Genomic DNA, 16,525 nt, shown 5'->3' on the forward strand with positions numbered 1-16,525 from the left:
AACTTGCACCCGCTGCTGGTGCAGGGCAAAATTCGCGCACAATCACTAAAGTCATCCTTGTGCCTTCCGGGGCATACGCCACGGTTATCCAGATGCTCCAGAAACACCAGCTCGAACTGTTAAGCCCTGCCCGCGACGTCAACATCGCGAAAGAGGCCATCCTGCACGGTGCCGATGCGGTGTATATCGGGGGGCCGGGCTTTGGGGCACGCCATAACGCGGCGAACTCGGTGAGCGACATTGCCGATCTGGTGAGCTTTGCCCACCTGTTCCACGCCAAGGTGTTCGTGACCATGAACACCATCCTGCATGATGACGAAGTCGAGCCTGCACGCAAGCTGATCCACCAGCTGTACGACGCCGGCGTGGATGCCTTGATTGTTCAGGATATGGGTGTGATGGAGATGGATATTCCACCGATTGAGCTGCATGCCTCGACTCAGTGTGATATCCGCCGTTTAGAGAAAGCGCAATTTTTATCCCAGGCGGGCTTCTCGCAGATCGTTCTGGCCCGTGAATTGAATCTGCAGCAGATCAAAGAGATCAGTGATTCTGTTGATGCCGCTGTGGAATTCTTTATCCACGGGGCACTGTGCGTTGCTTTCTCGGGCCAGTGCAACATTTCGCACGCGCAGACGGGCCGCAGCGCCAACCGTGGCGACTGTTCACAGGCCTGCCGTCTGCCGTACACCTTGAAAGACGACGCAGGTCGTGTCGTTGCCTACGACAAGCACCTGCTGTCGATGAAAGACAATAACCAGACGGATAACCTGCGCGCCCTGGTCGACGCAGGTGTACGCTCCTTCAAAATCGAAGGACGCTATAAAGACGTCAGCTATGTAAAAAACATTACGGCGCATTATCGTCAGTTACTGGATGAAATTCTGACCGATCGCCCGGATCTGGCGCCAGCCTCCAGTGGTTATACCCAGCACTTTTTTGCGCCGAATCCCGATAAAACCTTCCATCGTGGCAGCACCGATTATTTTGTCTCGGATCGAAAAATCGACATCGGTGCCTTTGATTCGCCAAAATTCGTCGGCCTGCCTGTCGGCCAGCTGATCGGCATTGGTAAGAAAGACCTGACCGTCCAGACCGACACAGAACTAACCAACGGCGATGGTCTGAATATTCTGGTGAAACGCGAAGTAGTGGGCTTCCGCGTGAATACCGTACAACAGTTATGTGAATTTGACGACGAAGGCACACACTACTGGCAGTACAAGGTAACACCGAATGAAATGCCAGAAGAGATGGCGCGTGTACGCCCGCCTGTCGCACTCAATCGCAACCTCGACCATAACTGGCAGCAGGCGCTGCTGAAGACCTCGGCCGAGCGTCGCGTGCTGGTGAACTGGCAGATTGCAAGTACTCAAGCGGCACTCACCGCAACGGTTACCAGCGAAGAAGGCATCAGTGCTTCTGTGACGCTCGAAGGCCCTTTCGAAGCAGCCACCAACGCAGAGAAATCGATGCAGCAACTGCAGGACACCTTCTCGAAGCTGGGCACGACCATATACCACGCCGACAACATCAATATCGAAGGCGATGCCTGGTTTATTCCCGGCTCGCAGCTGAAAACTTTACGTCGTGATGCCATTGAAGCCTTAACAGCTGCCCGCATTGCCCAGCACCCACGCGGCTCGCGTAAAGCCGTCAGCGACCCTGCCCCGGTGTACCCGGACACTGCGCTGTCGTTCCTGGATAACGTCTATAACGAAAATGCCCGTGCCTTCTACAAGCGCTTTGGCGTTGAGTTAATCGAACCAGCTTTTGAAGCCCACGCAGAGACCGGCGACGTGCCAGTGATGATTACCAAGCACTGCCTCCGCTTCTCGTTCAACCTCTGCCCGAAACAAGCCAAAGGCGTCACCGGTGTCATCACTAAGGTGAAAGACATGCAGCTGGTTCACGGTGATGAGGTACTGACGCTGAAGTTCGACTGCAAGCCGTGTGAGATGCACGTCGTTGGCAAGATCAAACCCCATATTTTCAAATCGGCCCTGCCCGGAAGCATAGAGAGCGGCGTCGGCATGTTTGATCCGGCCGATCTGATCGCCAGCAGTCGCGATTGACCTTAATGACGCAAGTGTCCTGTCGCGACGAGACATCGTCTATTTATTGAACATTTGGTAATATCACGTCACTCAATAACCGACATGGACGTGGTATTTATGGCCCTCCTTAAGCAGTTGGCAAAGGCTACAGGAGTCTTCGCTTTATTTAGTTCAGCAATAACCAACGCTGCTGTTCTTGAAATCCGTGAGCACGATGATGTTGTTTACGCGCTGACCAGCAACCAGGCCATCCTGCGCTTTGACCTGGCTTCAGGCTCCGAGCTGACACCAATCGCGCTTGCCAATCCAGCACAGCACTTCACGATTGACGGCGATGACGTCATCACCGCTAACAACCGTGAACTTCGCTCAGTATCTCTTATTGACGGCAGCACCAGCTACATTGGCGGCACCTCTTCGAATATCTCTGCGATTGGTGCTGAAAGTGGAGTGATTATTACTTATGAAGCGGATGAATATTCCCGAACCTATTCCTCCGAAGGCACTGTTCTCGCAAGCCGATCATTTTCATCCGCAAACATCAGGTTTGCCCAGAGCAAATCTGCAACGGCGATCACCTATCTTGATGACGGTTACGAGGATGTCTGTCACCTGACGATTTCAGACAGCAATACCACTGACCGTTCCTGCGAAGATGTCTACTATTCCGAGTTCGGCACCGCATCGGCGATCACAGCGGCGGCAGCGCACCTCGTGATATTGAATACTGGCTACGTGGTCGATACTGACTTAGCTAAAGTCGCCTCCCGATTGCCTGCGCTTGATATCCAGGCATCTGCCAGTCTGGAAAACTCATTATTAGTTAAAACATCGACCGGACAACTTGAACAATACTCCATTCGGGGCGTAAAAGAAGGTAGCTACAGTGGCCTTGGAACTGAAAATTATCTGACAGCCTATACCGACGAGTTCGTAGGCCTGACGATTACAGACAGCGAAATTACTGGCCAGTATTTCTCTCCTGAGATTGACCTCACCCCAACACCGGTCGTTAACGATGTGCCTGTGCTTCCAGCAAATAGCGCCAGCATCATTCCTGAAAAAATTCTCACAAATCAGGATGGAAAGGCACTTATATACGATGCCGAAACAGCAGGGTTATATGTATGGAGCGTGGCCGATAACGCTTACGTAACGAGCTATTACGCTGGCAACGATCTGGTTGATGCAACGTATGACAAATACTCAGACGCCATTTTCAGTGTTCACCGGGATGGCTTTCTTAAAAAAATTGACCTGACCGATACGTCTTCGGTACTGACTTCCATTGCCTATCTACCCGGCTCAGATGCACAGCGCATTGTGACGTATATGGACAAGTTCTACGTGAAACAAAATAGTTCACGTCAACACATCCTGGCTCCTGATGGAGCGTTCACTGGAGTCTTTTCGTATAGCTCGGGCAACGCAGACCCAAGTCATTGGGATGATGAAACGAGTGCATATTTCACACTGTCCGGAAGTTATCTTTACAAATACTCCTACGACACCGCCACCGAATCACGGACAGCATCGCAAAATATTTCTACGGGAACACTCCCAGAGCGACGTTTTTCGATGCTTCCGGAACTGGACGTAATTGCGTTAAGTAACGGTAAGCTTATGTCCCTGAGCTCGCTGTCCAATACCAGGACACTCAGCACCAACATTTACGATGCTGCCTATCCTGCTGGCTCATTGATGACAGTATCCGCCGATCGCTCGGCACTTCAGGCCTGGTCGGCCTCTGGTGAACTTCTCAATAGCATACCTCAGGCAGCAAGCAGTGACCTCCGACTGGTATACGACGAAACCTATCTGGCTCTCGTGCGGGTGTCAGAAGAGGGGACCGTGATTACCCGCTACAACCTGGTATCAGATGCAGATGTTGACTCAGACGACGTTTCTGATCTGTTCGACAATTGTCCCGACATCAGCAACGGTGATCAGGCAGACCTGGACGGTGACAATATCGGTGACGTCTGTGATCAGGATGAAGATGGCGATGGTATACCCAATGCAATAGAAGACGAAGTCGGCCTGAATGCCCGGGATGAAAGCGACCGCGAGACCGATCTCGACTCAGATGGCATACCGAACTACTACGAATACCTGACAGGTACGCCTATTGATGAGACTACCACTTTATCGCTTAGTGGCAATTTCAGCATTACCTTCGATGATGGACTGATTCCATCGTATCTGGTGACCTCCGGCGGAACATGGTTTGTATTGGAAGATATTTCCTACAACGTCGATGGATATGACCTCAGAGCGCCAGCGGCATTGGATAATGCGCCACTCCCGTATGTTCTGTTTTATGCCGTTTTCGATGGAACTGGAGATCTCCGCTTCGAAATCACAACGGACAACTCTTACTACTCGGATCAACCCAAAGTAGTAAAAGTGTATATCGACGACGTGGAGTTTGATTACCGCTATCGGGACGGGTATCGATATGTGGATGGAGGAGAAATTTCAAACGGTGTTCATGCCGTGAAAATAGAGCTGCAGGTTCCCGGGCGCAACTGGAACGACCCGGATGAACAACTTGTCCTCGATAACATAACTTACGAACCTTATATCGGTCCGGATTATGATGAAGACGGGGTACCAGACGCCACAGATAACTGCAAATACGATAGTAATCCATCCCAGAGTGACGCTGATGGCGACGGTAGGGGTGATGCCTGCGATAGTTATAACAACATCGATTATGATGAAGATGGTGTAGCAGACAGCATTGACAACTGTATGTACGACTACAACCCATCTCAGGCGGACAGTGACTCTGACGGTAACGGAGACGCATGTGACAGCTCCTTCACGCTCGACGGCGACCGGGACGGTGTTGATGATAGCTGGGACAACTGTCCGACAGTCAGCAACCCCGATCAGGAAGATCAGGACTATGACTACATCGGTGATGCCTGTGACGACGATATCGATGGCGACGGACTGTCGAACTCAACAGAAGAAAGCCTTGGGCGGGATGCCTACACAAGAGAAAGCGTTTGGTATGACTCCGATAATGATGGTGTAGCAGACGCTTTCGAGGAAAGATTTGGGACGTCCCCTAGCAGTGTCGATACATTCGAAAGCATATCCCTGCGAGACTACTTTCCGCTGGGCAATCTTCAGCAGAGCTATGTCTATACCGATCAGAGTTACCAGGTAACTATCACCGCACTTGGTGATGACCGATATCAGTTTAAGTACGATGATTCTGACTGCTATCGTGTGACGGAAAAGCGCAGCGATGGGATCTATCTGGTTGAAATCCAGTGTCCGGATGACAATTATCGCTCTGAATTCACAGACTATATGATCTTCCCGGCCGAGATGACTCCAGGGGAGCCTATGTTTATCTCAGGCAGTGTTGCCCGCTATAAAGACGATCAACTGGAGAGAACCGAAGCACTGTCTTACACCATCACCCTCATCGGCCAGTCAACCTATGACTTCAACGGGGCAACCTATCAGTCCATTGACATCATGTACGGAAACTCAATGAGCCACGTTGAAACCTACGCGGAGGGTCTTGGTTACGTCACCGACGGATATCTTAAATTGTCAGATTTTCAGGCATCAGATATCGACGAATGGAAGAGCAGCTCGTCGGGCTCAGGCGGGGCGATCAACCCCTTCTGGCTTCTGATCGCTCTTGTAGGGTTAGCATTCAGACGACGTGCCTGATACCGAAAACCGGGCCAATGCCCGGTTTTTTGTATACGTATGCATCTCATTTACAAACTGAAGTACTCCCGGCAGGCCAGACTGTTGTATTCTCACAGACAGTAATATGAAAGACGGAATCAGGGATGAAGCTGATCACATTCATGCTGGCGGTGTGTTTTCCAGTCCTGGCCTTTGCCGGAGGGCTGAAGTTTGGTCTGGTCGCCAAGAGTACCTCCGATCATAATTTTGTTGATGCCTGGCGTGGATGTCAGGAGCTGGCGCAGAAAGACGGCAATGAATGTATTCTGCTGGGTGACGAAGGCCCTGCCAGTCCTCACACTCAGACATTCGCGATTGAGCAGGCACTGTCGTCTGGCACCTTCAGTGCTCTGGCGATCTCGGTGACTAACTCTGAATTTATTGCTCAGAGCGTGATTCAGTCGGCCATTCCGATCCTCACGTTTGACTCCCCCTTCTCTCAGCGCAACCTCCACCTTCAGCGTGCGTACATAGGAACAGACAACAGCGCCTTCGGTCGTGACCTGGCTCTTATGGCGAAGTGGCTGAAACCCAATGGCGGCAGTCTTTGCATCTTTACTATTGACCATGACCCAAATCTGGCGAAACGGGTAGAAGCCGTAAGACAGACTCTGGCTGGAGACATACGACTCAGCCCGGATCAGGCCCTCAGAGGCGAAGGAGGCTGGTATGAAGCGATACGGTGTCCCAGTCTGTCACAGGCGGATTCCGCACAGGCGCTGATCCAGCTGGAAGGAACGCTGAGCCTGGTGGATCCCGATATGATCATATCGGTCGGCCACTGGCCGGTAGAAAATCCGGAAAGCTACCGGCGTACAATCGCCCCTTTCAAAGACCGGATTCTGAAGGGCAATAACAAGTTAGTGGTCGGTGTCGGATTTATTAATGACGCATACAAACAGCTGATCGCCGACGACATCGTTCACGGATTCGTCAGTATCGATTTCGTAGAAATTGGCCGCGTCACCTATCAACGGATGAAAGAGGCAGCAAAAGGGAAGATGCTTCCACCAACCAGTTACACGCCTAACCGTTTTATTCCGTCTCCGGTCGGGGCAGATCAAGTGAAGCTGGCAAAGTAAGCATCAGCTGTTCACCACGCAGTTCGAGCCCAAGGCTCTGAGCCTGAAGGAGCTGCCGTGCACTCCCCAATGCGGTGATATCGCCATCGTCGAGTGGTCGTTCAAAACGCTGCAGGTAATACCGACCTGCGTGTGAATAGATTTTATCTCCCACAATCGGGTGCCCGAGTGCGGCAAGATGCGCGCGGATCTGATGCCTGCGTCCGGTGAGCAGCTCACATTCCACCAGCGAATACTCTGAATGACGTTCAAGCACGCGAACCTGGGTATGACAGGATTTAGGGTTGAGATACTCACCCGATCCACTGTCTGCCACATACATCTGTGAGCGGATAGCGCTGCCCTGCTTTTCTGATAGAGGCCAGGTGATTTCATACGTATCCTGCGCCGGATTTCCCCACACCCAGGCGTGATAAAGTTTTTTGACTAACAGTCGTTCGAAGCGCTTTTTCCAACGCTTGTCGGCGGCCTCGTATTTTGCGATAAGTATCAGACCGGACGTCTCTGTATCCAACCGGTGCAGCAGGCGTGCATCCCGCCATGGAGTGTAGCGCCGGATCTCAGATATCAGCGTGCCGAACAGGTTTTTAGTCGTACGACTGACGGGCAGTGGCGCGGGCTTATATACCGCCATCAGATCATGCGTTTCCCAGATCACCTGCCAGTCATGGTTCACCGGGTCCTCGATGTGATCAGGTAGCGATACCGCCAGCTCTCCGGGCATGCACAACCCGCCTGGGGAAACCGGTTGACCACCAGAGCAGATCCGCCCGGAGGTCAGCCAGTGTACCAGCTCGTCCTCCGACTGACGGGGAAATGCCCATTGCAGAAACTCTTCGATGGACCGTCCCTGATCGGTCTCAAACAGCGTGAAGTGAAGTGTATAAGGCACTAGAGAATTACCCCCAGAATGCCGGCAAGAACTCCGTAACGCAACCCTTTCCCGATAAAGATCAACAGCCAGCTGAGCCGGCGCGGCGTCTGTGAGATACCCGCCATAAGCACCAGTATATCGCCCACCACAGGGACCCAGCTCAGCAACAGACTCCAGATACCAAAACGCCGGAACAACCGGGTGGCTGTTTCCCAGCCGGCGGGCAGTGCATGATTCTTTTCGTAGCTCGCCCGCCCTGCCTTACCCAACCACCAGGTCAGAATACCGCCGAGCGTATTCCCGGTCGTTGCAGCCCACCAGAGTCCTGTTGGGTTGTGCTGTTCGGATAACAGCCAGGCAAAGTACCACTCAGACCCCAGAGGCAGAACCGAGCCTGCCGCGAACGACAGCACAAACAGAGACAGAAGCGCGCTAATCGGCTCACTAAGCCATTGTTCCGACATGGTTTTTAGACGACCGTCTGATAAACTAGCGACCGATTTTATCAGCTGTACCACGCGTCCGCCCGGAGAAGATATGCTGAACGGCCTGTTTAAAGAAAAATATGCCTTACCACTCGAAGAAGTGAAGCGCCGTCATGAGTATGATGACTCCCGCTACATCCGCATTCAGGGAATGGACGTTCACTATCGCGATATTGGCGAAGGCCCCGTACTAATCCTGTTGCACGGCATGTTTTCGTCACTCCACACCTGGGAAGACTGGATTAATATCCTCAAAGATGACTTCCGGATCATCGCACTCGATGCACCGAACTATGGCTTTACCGGGCCACACCCGAAAGGCATGTTCAAAAATATTTACAGCGAATTTCTGAATGAGTTTACCGACGCGCTGAATATTCAGGAGTGTATGCTTGCAGGCAACTCACTCGGCGGCTGGATGAGCTGGGAGTTTGCCGGACGCTATCCGGAAAAGGTTAAGAAGGTCATCCTGATTGACTCTGCCGGTTTCTTCTTCGTGGTCCCCTGGTTACTGATGACGATGGCGTTTCCGCTATCGCCGCTGATTTCCCGCACTATGAAGTTTCCCAGGGGAGCATTTAAAGCGGTTCTGAAGCAGGTTTATGGTAATCCTGACCGTCTGCGCAAAGAAAAGCTGAATCTGTATTACGACCTGATGATGCGTGAAGGAAACCGCTCGTCCGGTGCCAGAGTGGTGCATTACATCCGGAATAATATCGGCTTCCGTACCGGCTATATGAAAGGCATTACTCAACCAACCCTGGTGATGTGGGGACGCAAAGATCGCTGGATTCCGGTCCGCCATGTCAAAGAGTTCTGCAGCAAAATCCGTAACTGTCGTTCGGTTATTTACGATGATGCTGGTCACATGCCAATGGAAGAGCTGCCAGAAATTACTGCGCAGGATGCCCGCGAATTTTTACTTGCGGACAACAACCGCTAATTCACAGGCACAGAGGCGGCAACCATCGTATCGCTGACGCCTCTGCTGGCAGGGGCCCAGTGACGCAGGTACGCCAGATCTTCAGAAAATTGTGTGCGTACGCCCTCGTTCACTTCAGGGACCACGGGCGTTGATGGCAACAATTTCACCGAGCCTGACGGCACCTTCAGAGCCTTCAGGCAATCGCACTGATACCGCGGTGAGTCCACCCGGTTGACTACCCACCATTCGGCCTGCAGATGCTCGTGAGTGATATCGAGAATGACGAAGCCGCGATAATAGAAATCAACAAAATTCAGGTGCGGAAGCAGCGCCTGCAGTGATGACCCGGCCAGCTGGGCTGTTGCTTTCACAGGAATCCCTGGTGAGGTAACGGCGGCGGTAACAAACTCGACTCCCAGGGGCTGCTCCAGATCGGCAAAAGGATCATCATGCAGCGTCATTGCCCAGGACGAATGAATATCGCCGGTCAGTACCGCCCAATTATCAATGCCATGCCTGCGAACCACCTCAAAAAGCCGCTGACGCGCCGCTGGATAACCATCCCACTGATCGTAATTAAAGGGCTGATCGTTGGTTCCCAGCTGCCCCATCATGACCTGCTGGCCCAGCAGTTTCCAACGAACGCCTTCCTGCTGCGCGGACAATAAGCGGGATTCCAGCCAGGATTCCTGCTCATATCCGAGCAATGTCCGGTCTTCCTGGTTACGTTCTTCGAGTGTTTCCGCAGGGGCGTCCCGCCCCGCCAGGCGCGTATCCAGTACAGACAGATCCAGCAGATTGCCAAAACGATATCCCCGGTACAGGGAGTAGCGGTCGAGGCCTTCCGGCTCCCGCACAGGCATCCATTCGTAATAGGCCTGCACTGCAGCCGCCAGACGGGAGGACCAGTCACCCTGAGTCAGATCAGAGTGGTTTGCGGCACCGCCCCGCCAGGCATTATTGGCAACTTCATGATCGTCCCAGATCACCACGAAGGGGTGCTGGCGATGCACCGCCTGAAGATCATTATCCGCTTTGTAGCAGGCGTGGCGGGCACGATAGTCGTCGAGCGTCACCGTCTCACCTGCAGGGCAATGCACCCGACCGGTTGTCAGAGAGGCTTCGAGGCTCGCATATTCATAGATGTAGTCGCCGAGGTGCAGTACCAGATCCAGATCGTCCCGGTGCGCTATCTCCCGGTAGACGTTGAAATACCCCTGCGCGTAGTTTGAGCATGAGGTGTAAGCCAGGCGCAGCTGAGAAACATCGCCCTCAGGCAGCGTCCGGGTCCGTCCCGTGTCCGACCACTGACCCAGCGCCTCGAAGGCGTAAAAATAACGCTTACCGGCCTGCAGACCCGTGACGTCCTGCTTGACTGTGTAGTCGGATTCCGGCCCTGCCAGGCCGTATCCTTCAGCAACAATATCGGTCAGACCTGGGTCACGGCTCATTACCCAGCGATAACTGACGTACTCATCCGTCGCCGCCGGAGTAATGCGCGACCAGATGATGACCCGGTCCTGCAGAGGGTCGCCACTGGCGACGCCATGATGGAAGGGGTATGTCTGTTCATGCCGGGGGCTGGCACGCCCACGCAGAAACACGCCACTGGCAAGGCTGTCGATCAGAAACTCACGTCGTGATAAAGGCATACCGGCCGCTCACACTTTGGCTGACGGGCACAGTTAAACCCTCCCAGATGACAGTGACATGGCCTGTTTCTGACAGTTCGGTGACAAGGGCTGATCACTGCGGGGCCAAAGGTGTCAGCAATTCACCTGTCGGGCGACGTCGATGTGGGGCATTCTCCGGTGCATATCGAAAAACAACAGGAATGCCTTATGTCTCTGCCCCACCGTTTTCTCCGCTATATGGGCCTGACACCACTATCTACCGCTCAGATGGCCGACATTTACGCCAACGAAGACTCGCGTTTTTTTCAGTATCGCGGCGATAACATCCATTACCGCATTGAGGGTCGCCAGGATGACGAAGCGCCAGTAATGGTGATGCTGCACGGTATCATGGCGTCATTGCAGACCTGGGATGGCTGGGTAGAACAACTGAAGGATAAGTACCGGATTGTACGCCTGGATGTCCCGGCATTCGGAGTCACAGGTGCAATCAGTGACAACGACACCAGTATCGAAGGGATTGTTGATCGTCTCAATGCCCTGGTGAATTACCTGAACCTGGATCGCTTTATTCTGGCGGGCAACTCGTTGGGCGGTTATATCTCCTGGGAATATGCCGCGGCTCACCCTGAACGTGTTTCTGCCCTGATTCTGCAGGACGCTGCGGGTTACCCTATGCCTCTGCCATGGCTGATGAAACTCTTCACCACACCAGTAATCCGTCATGCCGTCCGCTTAGGCGCGCCGCAACCAGTCGTCAGGGTGGTATTGAACGATGTCTACGGCGATAAGCGCCGTATCACCGCAGACAAAATCCCCTGCTATCAGGACATGATGCTACACAAGGGCAACCCACTGTCACTGCTCAAAATATTCGAAGAACTCGACAATATGTCTGCTGACCGTGTGCCTTCCGTCAAGGCACCTACGCTGATTCAGTGGGGTGAGAAAGACCGCTGGATTCCGCCCGCCAACGCAGCGCTGTTCAAGCGTGATATCGAAAACTCGGAACTGATTATGTATCCGGGAGTGGGCCATGTGCCGATGGAAGAGATTCCGGAACTCTCAGCAAAAGATGCGCACGAATTTCTGACCCGGGTACTCTGAGGCTTCCACCCCAGAGCCATTACCCCTCTGAACTCGCCGGCCGCAGCATTGCGGCTGGCCTTACTCACTCTTCCAGCAAGGGCTGCGCCCAGACGGACGTCATCAACTGCCACCAACTCTGCGTCTGCATTTCTGATCTCCTGCACCAGACAACAACATCTTCAGCATAAGAGACCAGAAACGATTAATGAAATTGTAATTTTATCCTTATCTGATAACCCTGAACTATCAGGATCTGGCGGGGCCGATCAGCCAGTGTGCCAGCCGGTTTCCGGCAATCAGAGCAAGCAGAAACCAGATAATCTCTGGTCTGAAACTCAGCAGGTCGACCAGAGCAGGCCCCGGACACAATCCCACCAACCCCCAGCCAACACCAAACAGAACGGCACCCACTATCAGGCGCACATCGATCCGCTGCAGAGAAGGCAGATGAAATTCTCCTCCGGCAAAAGGCTGTGAACGCCCTTTCGACCAGTGGAATGCAAAGAAGAACACGACCACAGCCGCCCCCATCACTGCCATCAGCTCGGGCTTCCACTGACCAAAAATATCCAGAAACGCACGCACCTTGGCCGGGTCGTTCATTCCGGAAAGCAGAAGACCCAGTCCGAACAACAGACCACTCACCAGCGCCAGAATGGCATTCATACCGAGCCCCCCAATTGGTTCATAACTGCCACCGTCGCAATGCCAGCCGCCATAAACACCAGAGTCGCAGTAACAGAGCGCAGTGACAGGCGCCCCATGCCACAGACGCCATGACCGCTGGTACAGCCATTACCTATGTAGGTACCAAAACCGACCAGAAGACCTGCCGCAATTAACAGTCGCGGGTCATCAGTGATCGTCATGGGTGCTTCCGCTCCAGCAAGATGAAAGAGCGGGTAAGCCGCCACCAGACCGATGAAAAACCAGAGCGACCAGCGACGCTGTGGCTCGTTCAAAGCAAACAGGCTGGACATCACACCTGTCATACCACTGATACGGCCGATACCCAGCCAGAGAACGGCCGCGGCAAGCCCGATCAGCAGACCGCCGGCTAATTCAGAATACATTCATACCTCCGCATCGCGGGACTTCAGAACTGAGGGGCGCATTCTACCTCAGACGGCAGCGAGGGTCTTATCCACAGAGAGTTTTTACCAGAGCAGCAAAGCCCTATACTGAAGGTTACTGAAACAGTCACAGGATAAAGACATGACGTCAGCAGTCATCCAGGGCCAGCAGGGTACCCCGCTCCATCTGATTGAAAAACATGCCTACCAGGGCTGGCTGGAACAACAGCCCGCTATGACAAAGCAATGGCTCAGTGCCACTAACTTCAAAGGCTACGGTGTATCCGTTATTCCTGCCAATGATGGACAGGTCAGCGCCGCCCTGTGCGTTGTCGAATCTCTGGGGGATTACTTTGCCTGTGGTCAGCTTGCCAGCACGCTGCCGGAAGGCACATATGTGCTTGCCGCCGCTCTGAACAGTGCCGACCTGACCGCCGTCGCCTTTGGCTGGGGTATCGGTGCCTACCGGTTTGACCGTTATACAGAGAAAGCGCCAGCACGAGCCTTACTGGCGGTCGACGATGCCAATGTTCTGGCCGATGCAACACGCCTGATTGAAGGGACCTCCCGCGTACGTGACCTGATCAATACTCCGGCGTCAGACATGATGCCGCAAAATCTGGCTCAGACCGTGAAAGCCCTGGCCGAAGAGTTCGACGCCACTTTTCACGAAGTGGTTGGCGATGAGCTGCTGAAGCAGAATTACCCTATGATCCATGCTGTTGGTCGCGCCAGCGTACATCAACCTCGTCTGCTGGATCTCACCTGGGGTGACGACAAGCATCCAAAAGTCACCCTGGTAGGCAAGGGTATCTGTTTCGACAGTGGCGGCCTCAACCTGAAGCCCGGCGAAGCCATGCGTCAGATGAAGAAAGATATGGGGGGCGCTGCGCACACCATCGGGCTGGCTTACCTCATCATGGCTGCCAACCTGCCTGTCCGCCTGCGCCTGCTGGTTCCCGCGGCTGAAAACGCCGTGAGTGGCGATGCCTTCCGCCCGGGCGACGTATTGCCTACCCGCAAAGGCCTGACGGTCGAGATTGATAATACCGATGCAGAAGGCCGTCTGGTGCTGTGTGATGCATTGTTTGAGGGGGCAAGCGAACAACCTGATCTGATGATCGACTTCGCCACTCTGACCGGCGCCTGCCGTGTGGCACTGGGCACGGACCTGCCCGGCTTCTTCACTAACCAGAAGCAACTGGCCGGAGACCTGATGCAGGCTGGCGAAAAAGTCAGCGACCCTGTCTGGAACCTGCCACTCTTCCGCATGTACAAAGAAGCGCTGCACAGCGAAGTAGCAGACATGGTGAACTCAGTGCCCAGCCCGTTTGGCGGCGCAATCACCGCAGCTCTGTATCTGGAAGCGTTCGTCGGTGATTGTCCTTGGGTTCACTTTGATGTGATGGCGTGGAACCGCCGGGCGTTCCCGGGCCGTCCGGTCGGTGGAGAAGCCATGGGGATGCGCGCAATGTTTGATTATCTGCGCAACCGCTATCAGGGTTGAAACGACGTACACTAAAAAAACCCGGCAATTGCCGGGTTTTTTCAGGAGTTCACACCAGGATCAGGCAGTTTTACTGTCTGAATTAGTGCTGTAAATATCATCAACGGTGACTTCAACGTTCTCAGGCTTGTGGTTCACCACTGCAGAACTGGCCTGCTTCTGCGTCTTACGCGTACCTTTCTTGAACAGAGTACGACGTGCATCCAGAATCACGCGGCCAAACGATACCCAGTCCATAGAACCAACACATGCCATTTCGTCACCCTGAGCCCAGCCCGGGTTACGGCTTTCGAAGAAGGCAATCTTAGGCACCGCACGCTCTTTCTCGGTGATCGGAGTCACGAAATCAGACAGAGCACAGGCATCGTCACCAAAGTCCAGCAGACCGGTTTCACGGTTCAGCTTACCTGGGAAGATATTATCCGCAGCAGCAAACGCAACTTCTTTCAGCTTCGGATCATCGCCATCGATGTTCGGATAATACTTGTAGAAGTTGTTCGCCAGAATCAGGTAAGTACGGTAGCCCATAGAAATCAGGAACCAGTACATTGGCAGCGTTGGGTGACGCAGACGCTCAGACAGCAACCAGCGGAAGAAAGACTGCGGGAAGGCTTTAGTTCCCCAGTATTCCTTAGACATAACAGTATCACCGCTGAACAGAATACGGGTCGGCTTACCATCAACTTCAATGGTACGGGCAACACCTGTTGAAAACCCTACGACTTTGCCGTCGGTTTTACGTTTAGCGATGTGCGCGCCGGTTTTATTAGAGAAATCTTCCAGGAACTGTGAGAACGGCGTGTTCTGGTAATACACCTTGAACAGCTCATACATTCCCAGACATTCGTCCAGAGTAATATCTTCGCGCTTTTTGAAGCGCATTTTGATAGGTGGCAGTTTTTTTGCCGTGCTCTTGTTGGCAGACATAGTGAGAACTCCTGTCCCTCGCGGGGCTCATTTATTGTATTTATCGAGCATTCAGGTCGGGCTACCCCCGGACTTCCTGTCCTGCCATGCTTCCCGGGAAACAGAGACGAAAAAGCCACCCCTCACTGGAAACCTGGGCATTCCCGGCCCGTGAGCTGTGGATCATCGTGTATTCACTGGGTTGCATGCGTTCAAGAAGCATCTTGCTTCTCTGGATGTCCGAGTCAGGTCCCTAACCTGAAACTGAGACAGCCTAGCCTGGCATTACCGGTCCCTTACCGGTAACAGAACCAATATACAGTTGTTCAGAAAACAAAAATCTGTCTATTAAGTTCAGAAGTGCGAGTTTACGCCTTTTTGGCCGGTCGCCAATGGGCAATTTGAGCCAGCAGGCGCATGGCTCAAAATGGCATAGACTAATGTGACTTTAGTCACTTCAAATCTGCTATCTCTTGCTGGTAGTGATCATCGAAGGATTCGAAGGCAGTGCTGTTGTGACCACAGCAGCGGATAGAGCCGGTTTCAATATTATAGACCCAGCCATGAATCTCTACCTTTCCGGTGGCCAGTTTGGCAGCTACGACAGGATGGGTACGCAGGTGCTGTACCTGCTGCAGAACATTCTCTTCAATGGCCTCATTCAGATGTTCGTGACCAAGGCATGCCCCACTCTCAATACCGTTGCGCTCGCGCACAATCTCCATCGCCGAGCGACAGTGGCCCAGCCACTCTTTAACGTGGGGCAACCCCTTCAGGGCATCGAGATTCAGTGCACCTTTCACCGCACCACAGTCAGTGTGACCACACACAATGATATGACGCACGCCAAGCACAGCCACTGCGTACTCAATTGACGCTGTCATACCACCGGTTTCGTTTGAATGAGGGGGGATGACATTGCCAGCATTCCGACAGATAAACAGGTCACCCGGGTCAGAACCCGTCAGCAGGTTCGGATCAATACGCGAGTCGGAGCAGGTGATAAAAAGAAAGTCCGGGTTCTGTCCACCCGCCAGGGTCCCGAACAGGTCTTTACGCTGTGGATAAACATTCTTGCGAAAGTTAAGAACACCCTTGATTACGTCTTTCACTGCTAATCCTCTCAATACAAGTGCAACGGCACTGCTGAATACTTCACAAGTGCCAAGGATAATG

At 53.3% G+C, this 16,525-nt stretch carries 13 protein-coding genes; 6 read left to right on the plus strand and 7 right to left on the minus strand.

From position 1 onward, the window contains the following. Positions 1-92: 92 nt before the first annotated feature. From Q1L85_RS11055 to Q1L85_RS11065, 3 genes are all read left to right on the plus strand, one after another. Positions 93-2,075: a U32 family peptidase gene (locus tag Q1L85_RS11055; protein ID WP_300425218.1), complete on the plus strand. Its 1,983-nt coding sequence runs from the start codon at positions 93-95 to the stop codon at positions 2,073-2,075. 99 nt (positions 2,076-2,174) lie between these two features. Next, positions 2,175-5,753 (plus strand): thrombospondin type 3 repeat-containing protein, encoded by a 3,579-nt coding sequence (locus Q1L85_RS11060; protein WP_300425216.1) that lies wholly within the window; start codon positions 2,175-2,177, stop codon positions 5,751-5,753. Positions 5,754-5,878: 125 nt separating this feature from the next. Further along, positions 5,879-6,856 (plus strand): substrate-binding domain-containing protein, encoded by a 978-nt coding sequence (locus Q1L85_RS11065; protein ID WP_300425214.1) that lies wholly within the window; start codon positions 5,879-5,881, stop codon positions 6,854-6,856. Here the strand turns inward: Q1L85_RS11065 and Q1L85_RS11070 are convergent. Both Q1L85_RS11070 and Q1L85_RS11075 read right to left on the minus strand, forming a co-directional pair. Further along, positions 6,810-7,748 (minus strand): RluA family pseudouridine synthase, encoded by a 939-nt coding sequence (locus Q1L85_RS11070; RefSeq protein ID WP_300425212.1) that lies wholly within the window; start codon positions 7,746-7,748, stop codon positions 6,810-6,812. The genes Q1L85_RS11065 and Q1L85_RS11070 overlap by 47 nt on opposite strands. Further along, positions 7,748-8,194 (minus strand): DedA family protein, encoded by a 447-nt coding sequence (locus tag Q1L85_RS11075; protein ID WP_300425211.1) that lies wholly within the window; start codon positions 8,192-8,194, stop codon positions 7,748-7,750. The genes Q1L85_RS11070 and Q1L85_RS11075 overlap by 1 nt, the downstream gene beginning before the upstream one ends. Positions 8,195-8,267: 73 nt before the next feature. On the opposite strand from Q1L85_RS11075, the gene Q1L85_RS11080 reads away from it, so the two are divergent. Then, positions 8,268-9,158: an alpha/beta hydrolase gene (locus Q1L85_RS11080; protein WP_300425209.1), complete on the plus strand. Its 891-nt coding sequence runs from the start codon at positions 8,268-8,270 to the stop codon at positions 9,156-9,158. On the opposite strand, the gene Q1L85_RS11085 is transcribed toward Q1L85_RS11080, so the two are convergent. Further along, positions 9,155-10,792, minus strand: coding sequence for an alkaline phosphatase (locus Q1L85_RS11085; protein ID WP_300425207.1), 1,638 nt, complete (start codon positions 10,790-10,792; stop codon positions 9,155-9,157). The genes Q1L85_RS11080 and Q1L85_RS11085 overlap by 4 nt on opposite strands. Positions 10,793-10,903: 111 nt before the next feature. On the opposite strand from Q1L85_RS11085, the gene Q1L85_RS11090 reads away from it, so the two are divergent. Beyond that, positions 10,904-11,881: an alpha/beta hydrolase gene (locus Q1L85_RS11090; protein WP_300425205.1), complete on the plus strand. Its 978-nt coding sequence runs from the start codon at positions 10,904-10,906 to the stop codon at positions 11,879-11,881. A 228-nt stretch (positions 11,882-12,109) separates the two neighbouring features. Here the strand turns inward: Q1L85_RS11090 and Q1L85_RS11095 are convergent, their stop codons facing one another. Together Q1L85_RS11095 and Q1L85_RS11100 are read right to left on the minus strand one after the other, a co-directional pair. After that, on the minus strand, positions 12,110-12,529 hold the full coding sequence (locus Q1L85_RS11095) for a DUF6691 family protein (RefSeq protein ID WP_300425203.1): 420 nt from the start codon (positions 12,527-12,529) through the stop codon (positions 12,110-12,112). Next, positions 12,526-12,936, minus strand: a complete 411-nt coding sequence (locus Q1L85_RS11100; RefSeq protein ID WP_300425200.1) for a YeeE/YedE family protein — start codon at positions 12,934-12,936, stop codon at positions 12,526-12,528. Before Q1L85_RS11100 ends, Q1L85_RS11095 begins: the two co-directional genes overlap by 4 nt. 142 nt (positions 12,937-13,078) lie before the next feature. Here Q1L85_RS11100 and Q1L85_RS11105 point away from each other — a divergent pair, with 142 nt between their 5' ends. Next, a complete protein-coding gene (locus Q1L85_RS11105) occupies positions 13,079-14,443 on the plus strand; it encodes a leucyl aminopeptidase family protein (RefSeq protein WP_300425199.1) in 1,365 nt (454 codons plus the stop codon). A gap of 60 nt (positions 14,444-14,503) precedes the next feature. Here Q1L85_RS11105 and Q1L85_RS11110 read toward each other — a convergent pair whose 3' ends face one another. Together Q1L85_RS11110 and Q1L85_RS11115 are read right to left on the minus strand one after the other, a co-directional pair. Continuing rightward, entirely contained in the window at positions 14,504-15,370 is an 867-nt protein-coding gene (locus Q1L85_RS11110) for a hypothetical protein (RefSeq protein WP_300425197.1), read from the minus strand. Between the two features lie 431 nt (positions 15,371-15,801). Continuing rightward, positions 15,802-16,461 (minus strand): carbonic anhydrase, encoded by a 660-nt coding sequence (locus tag Q1L85_RS11115; protein ID WP_300433145.1) that lies wholly within the window; start codon positions 16,459-16,461, stop codon positions 15,802-15,804. Positions 16,462-16,525: the final 64 nt, after the last annotated feature.

This window comes from uncultured Thalassolituus sp., from assembly GCF_950066645.1.
In the GTDB taxonomy this organism is placed as follows: Bacteria; Pseudomonadota; Gammaproteobacteria; order Pseudomonadales; family Oceanobacteraceae; genus Thalassolituus.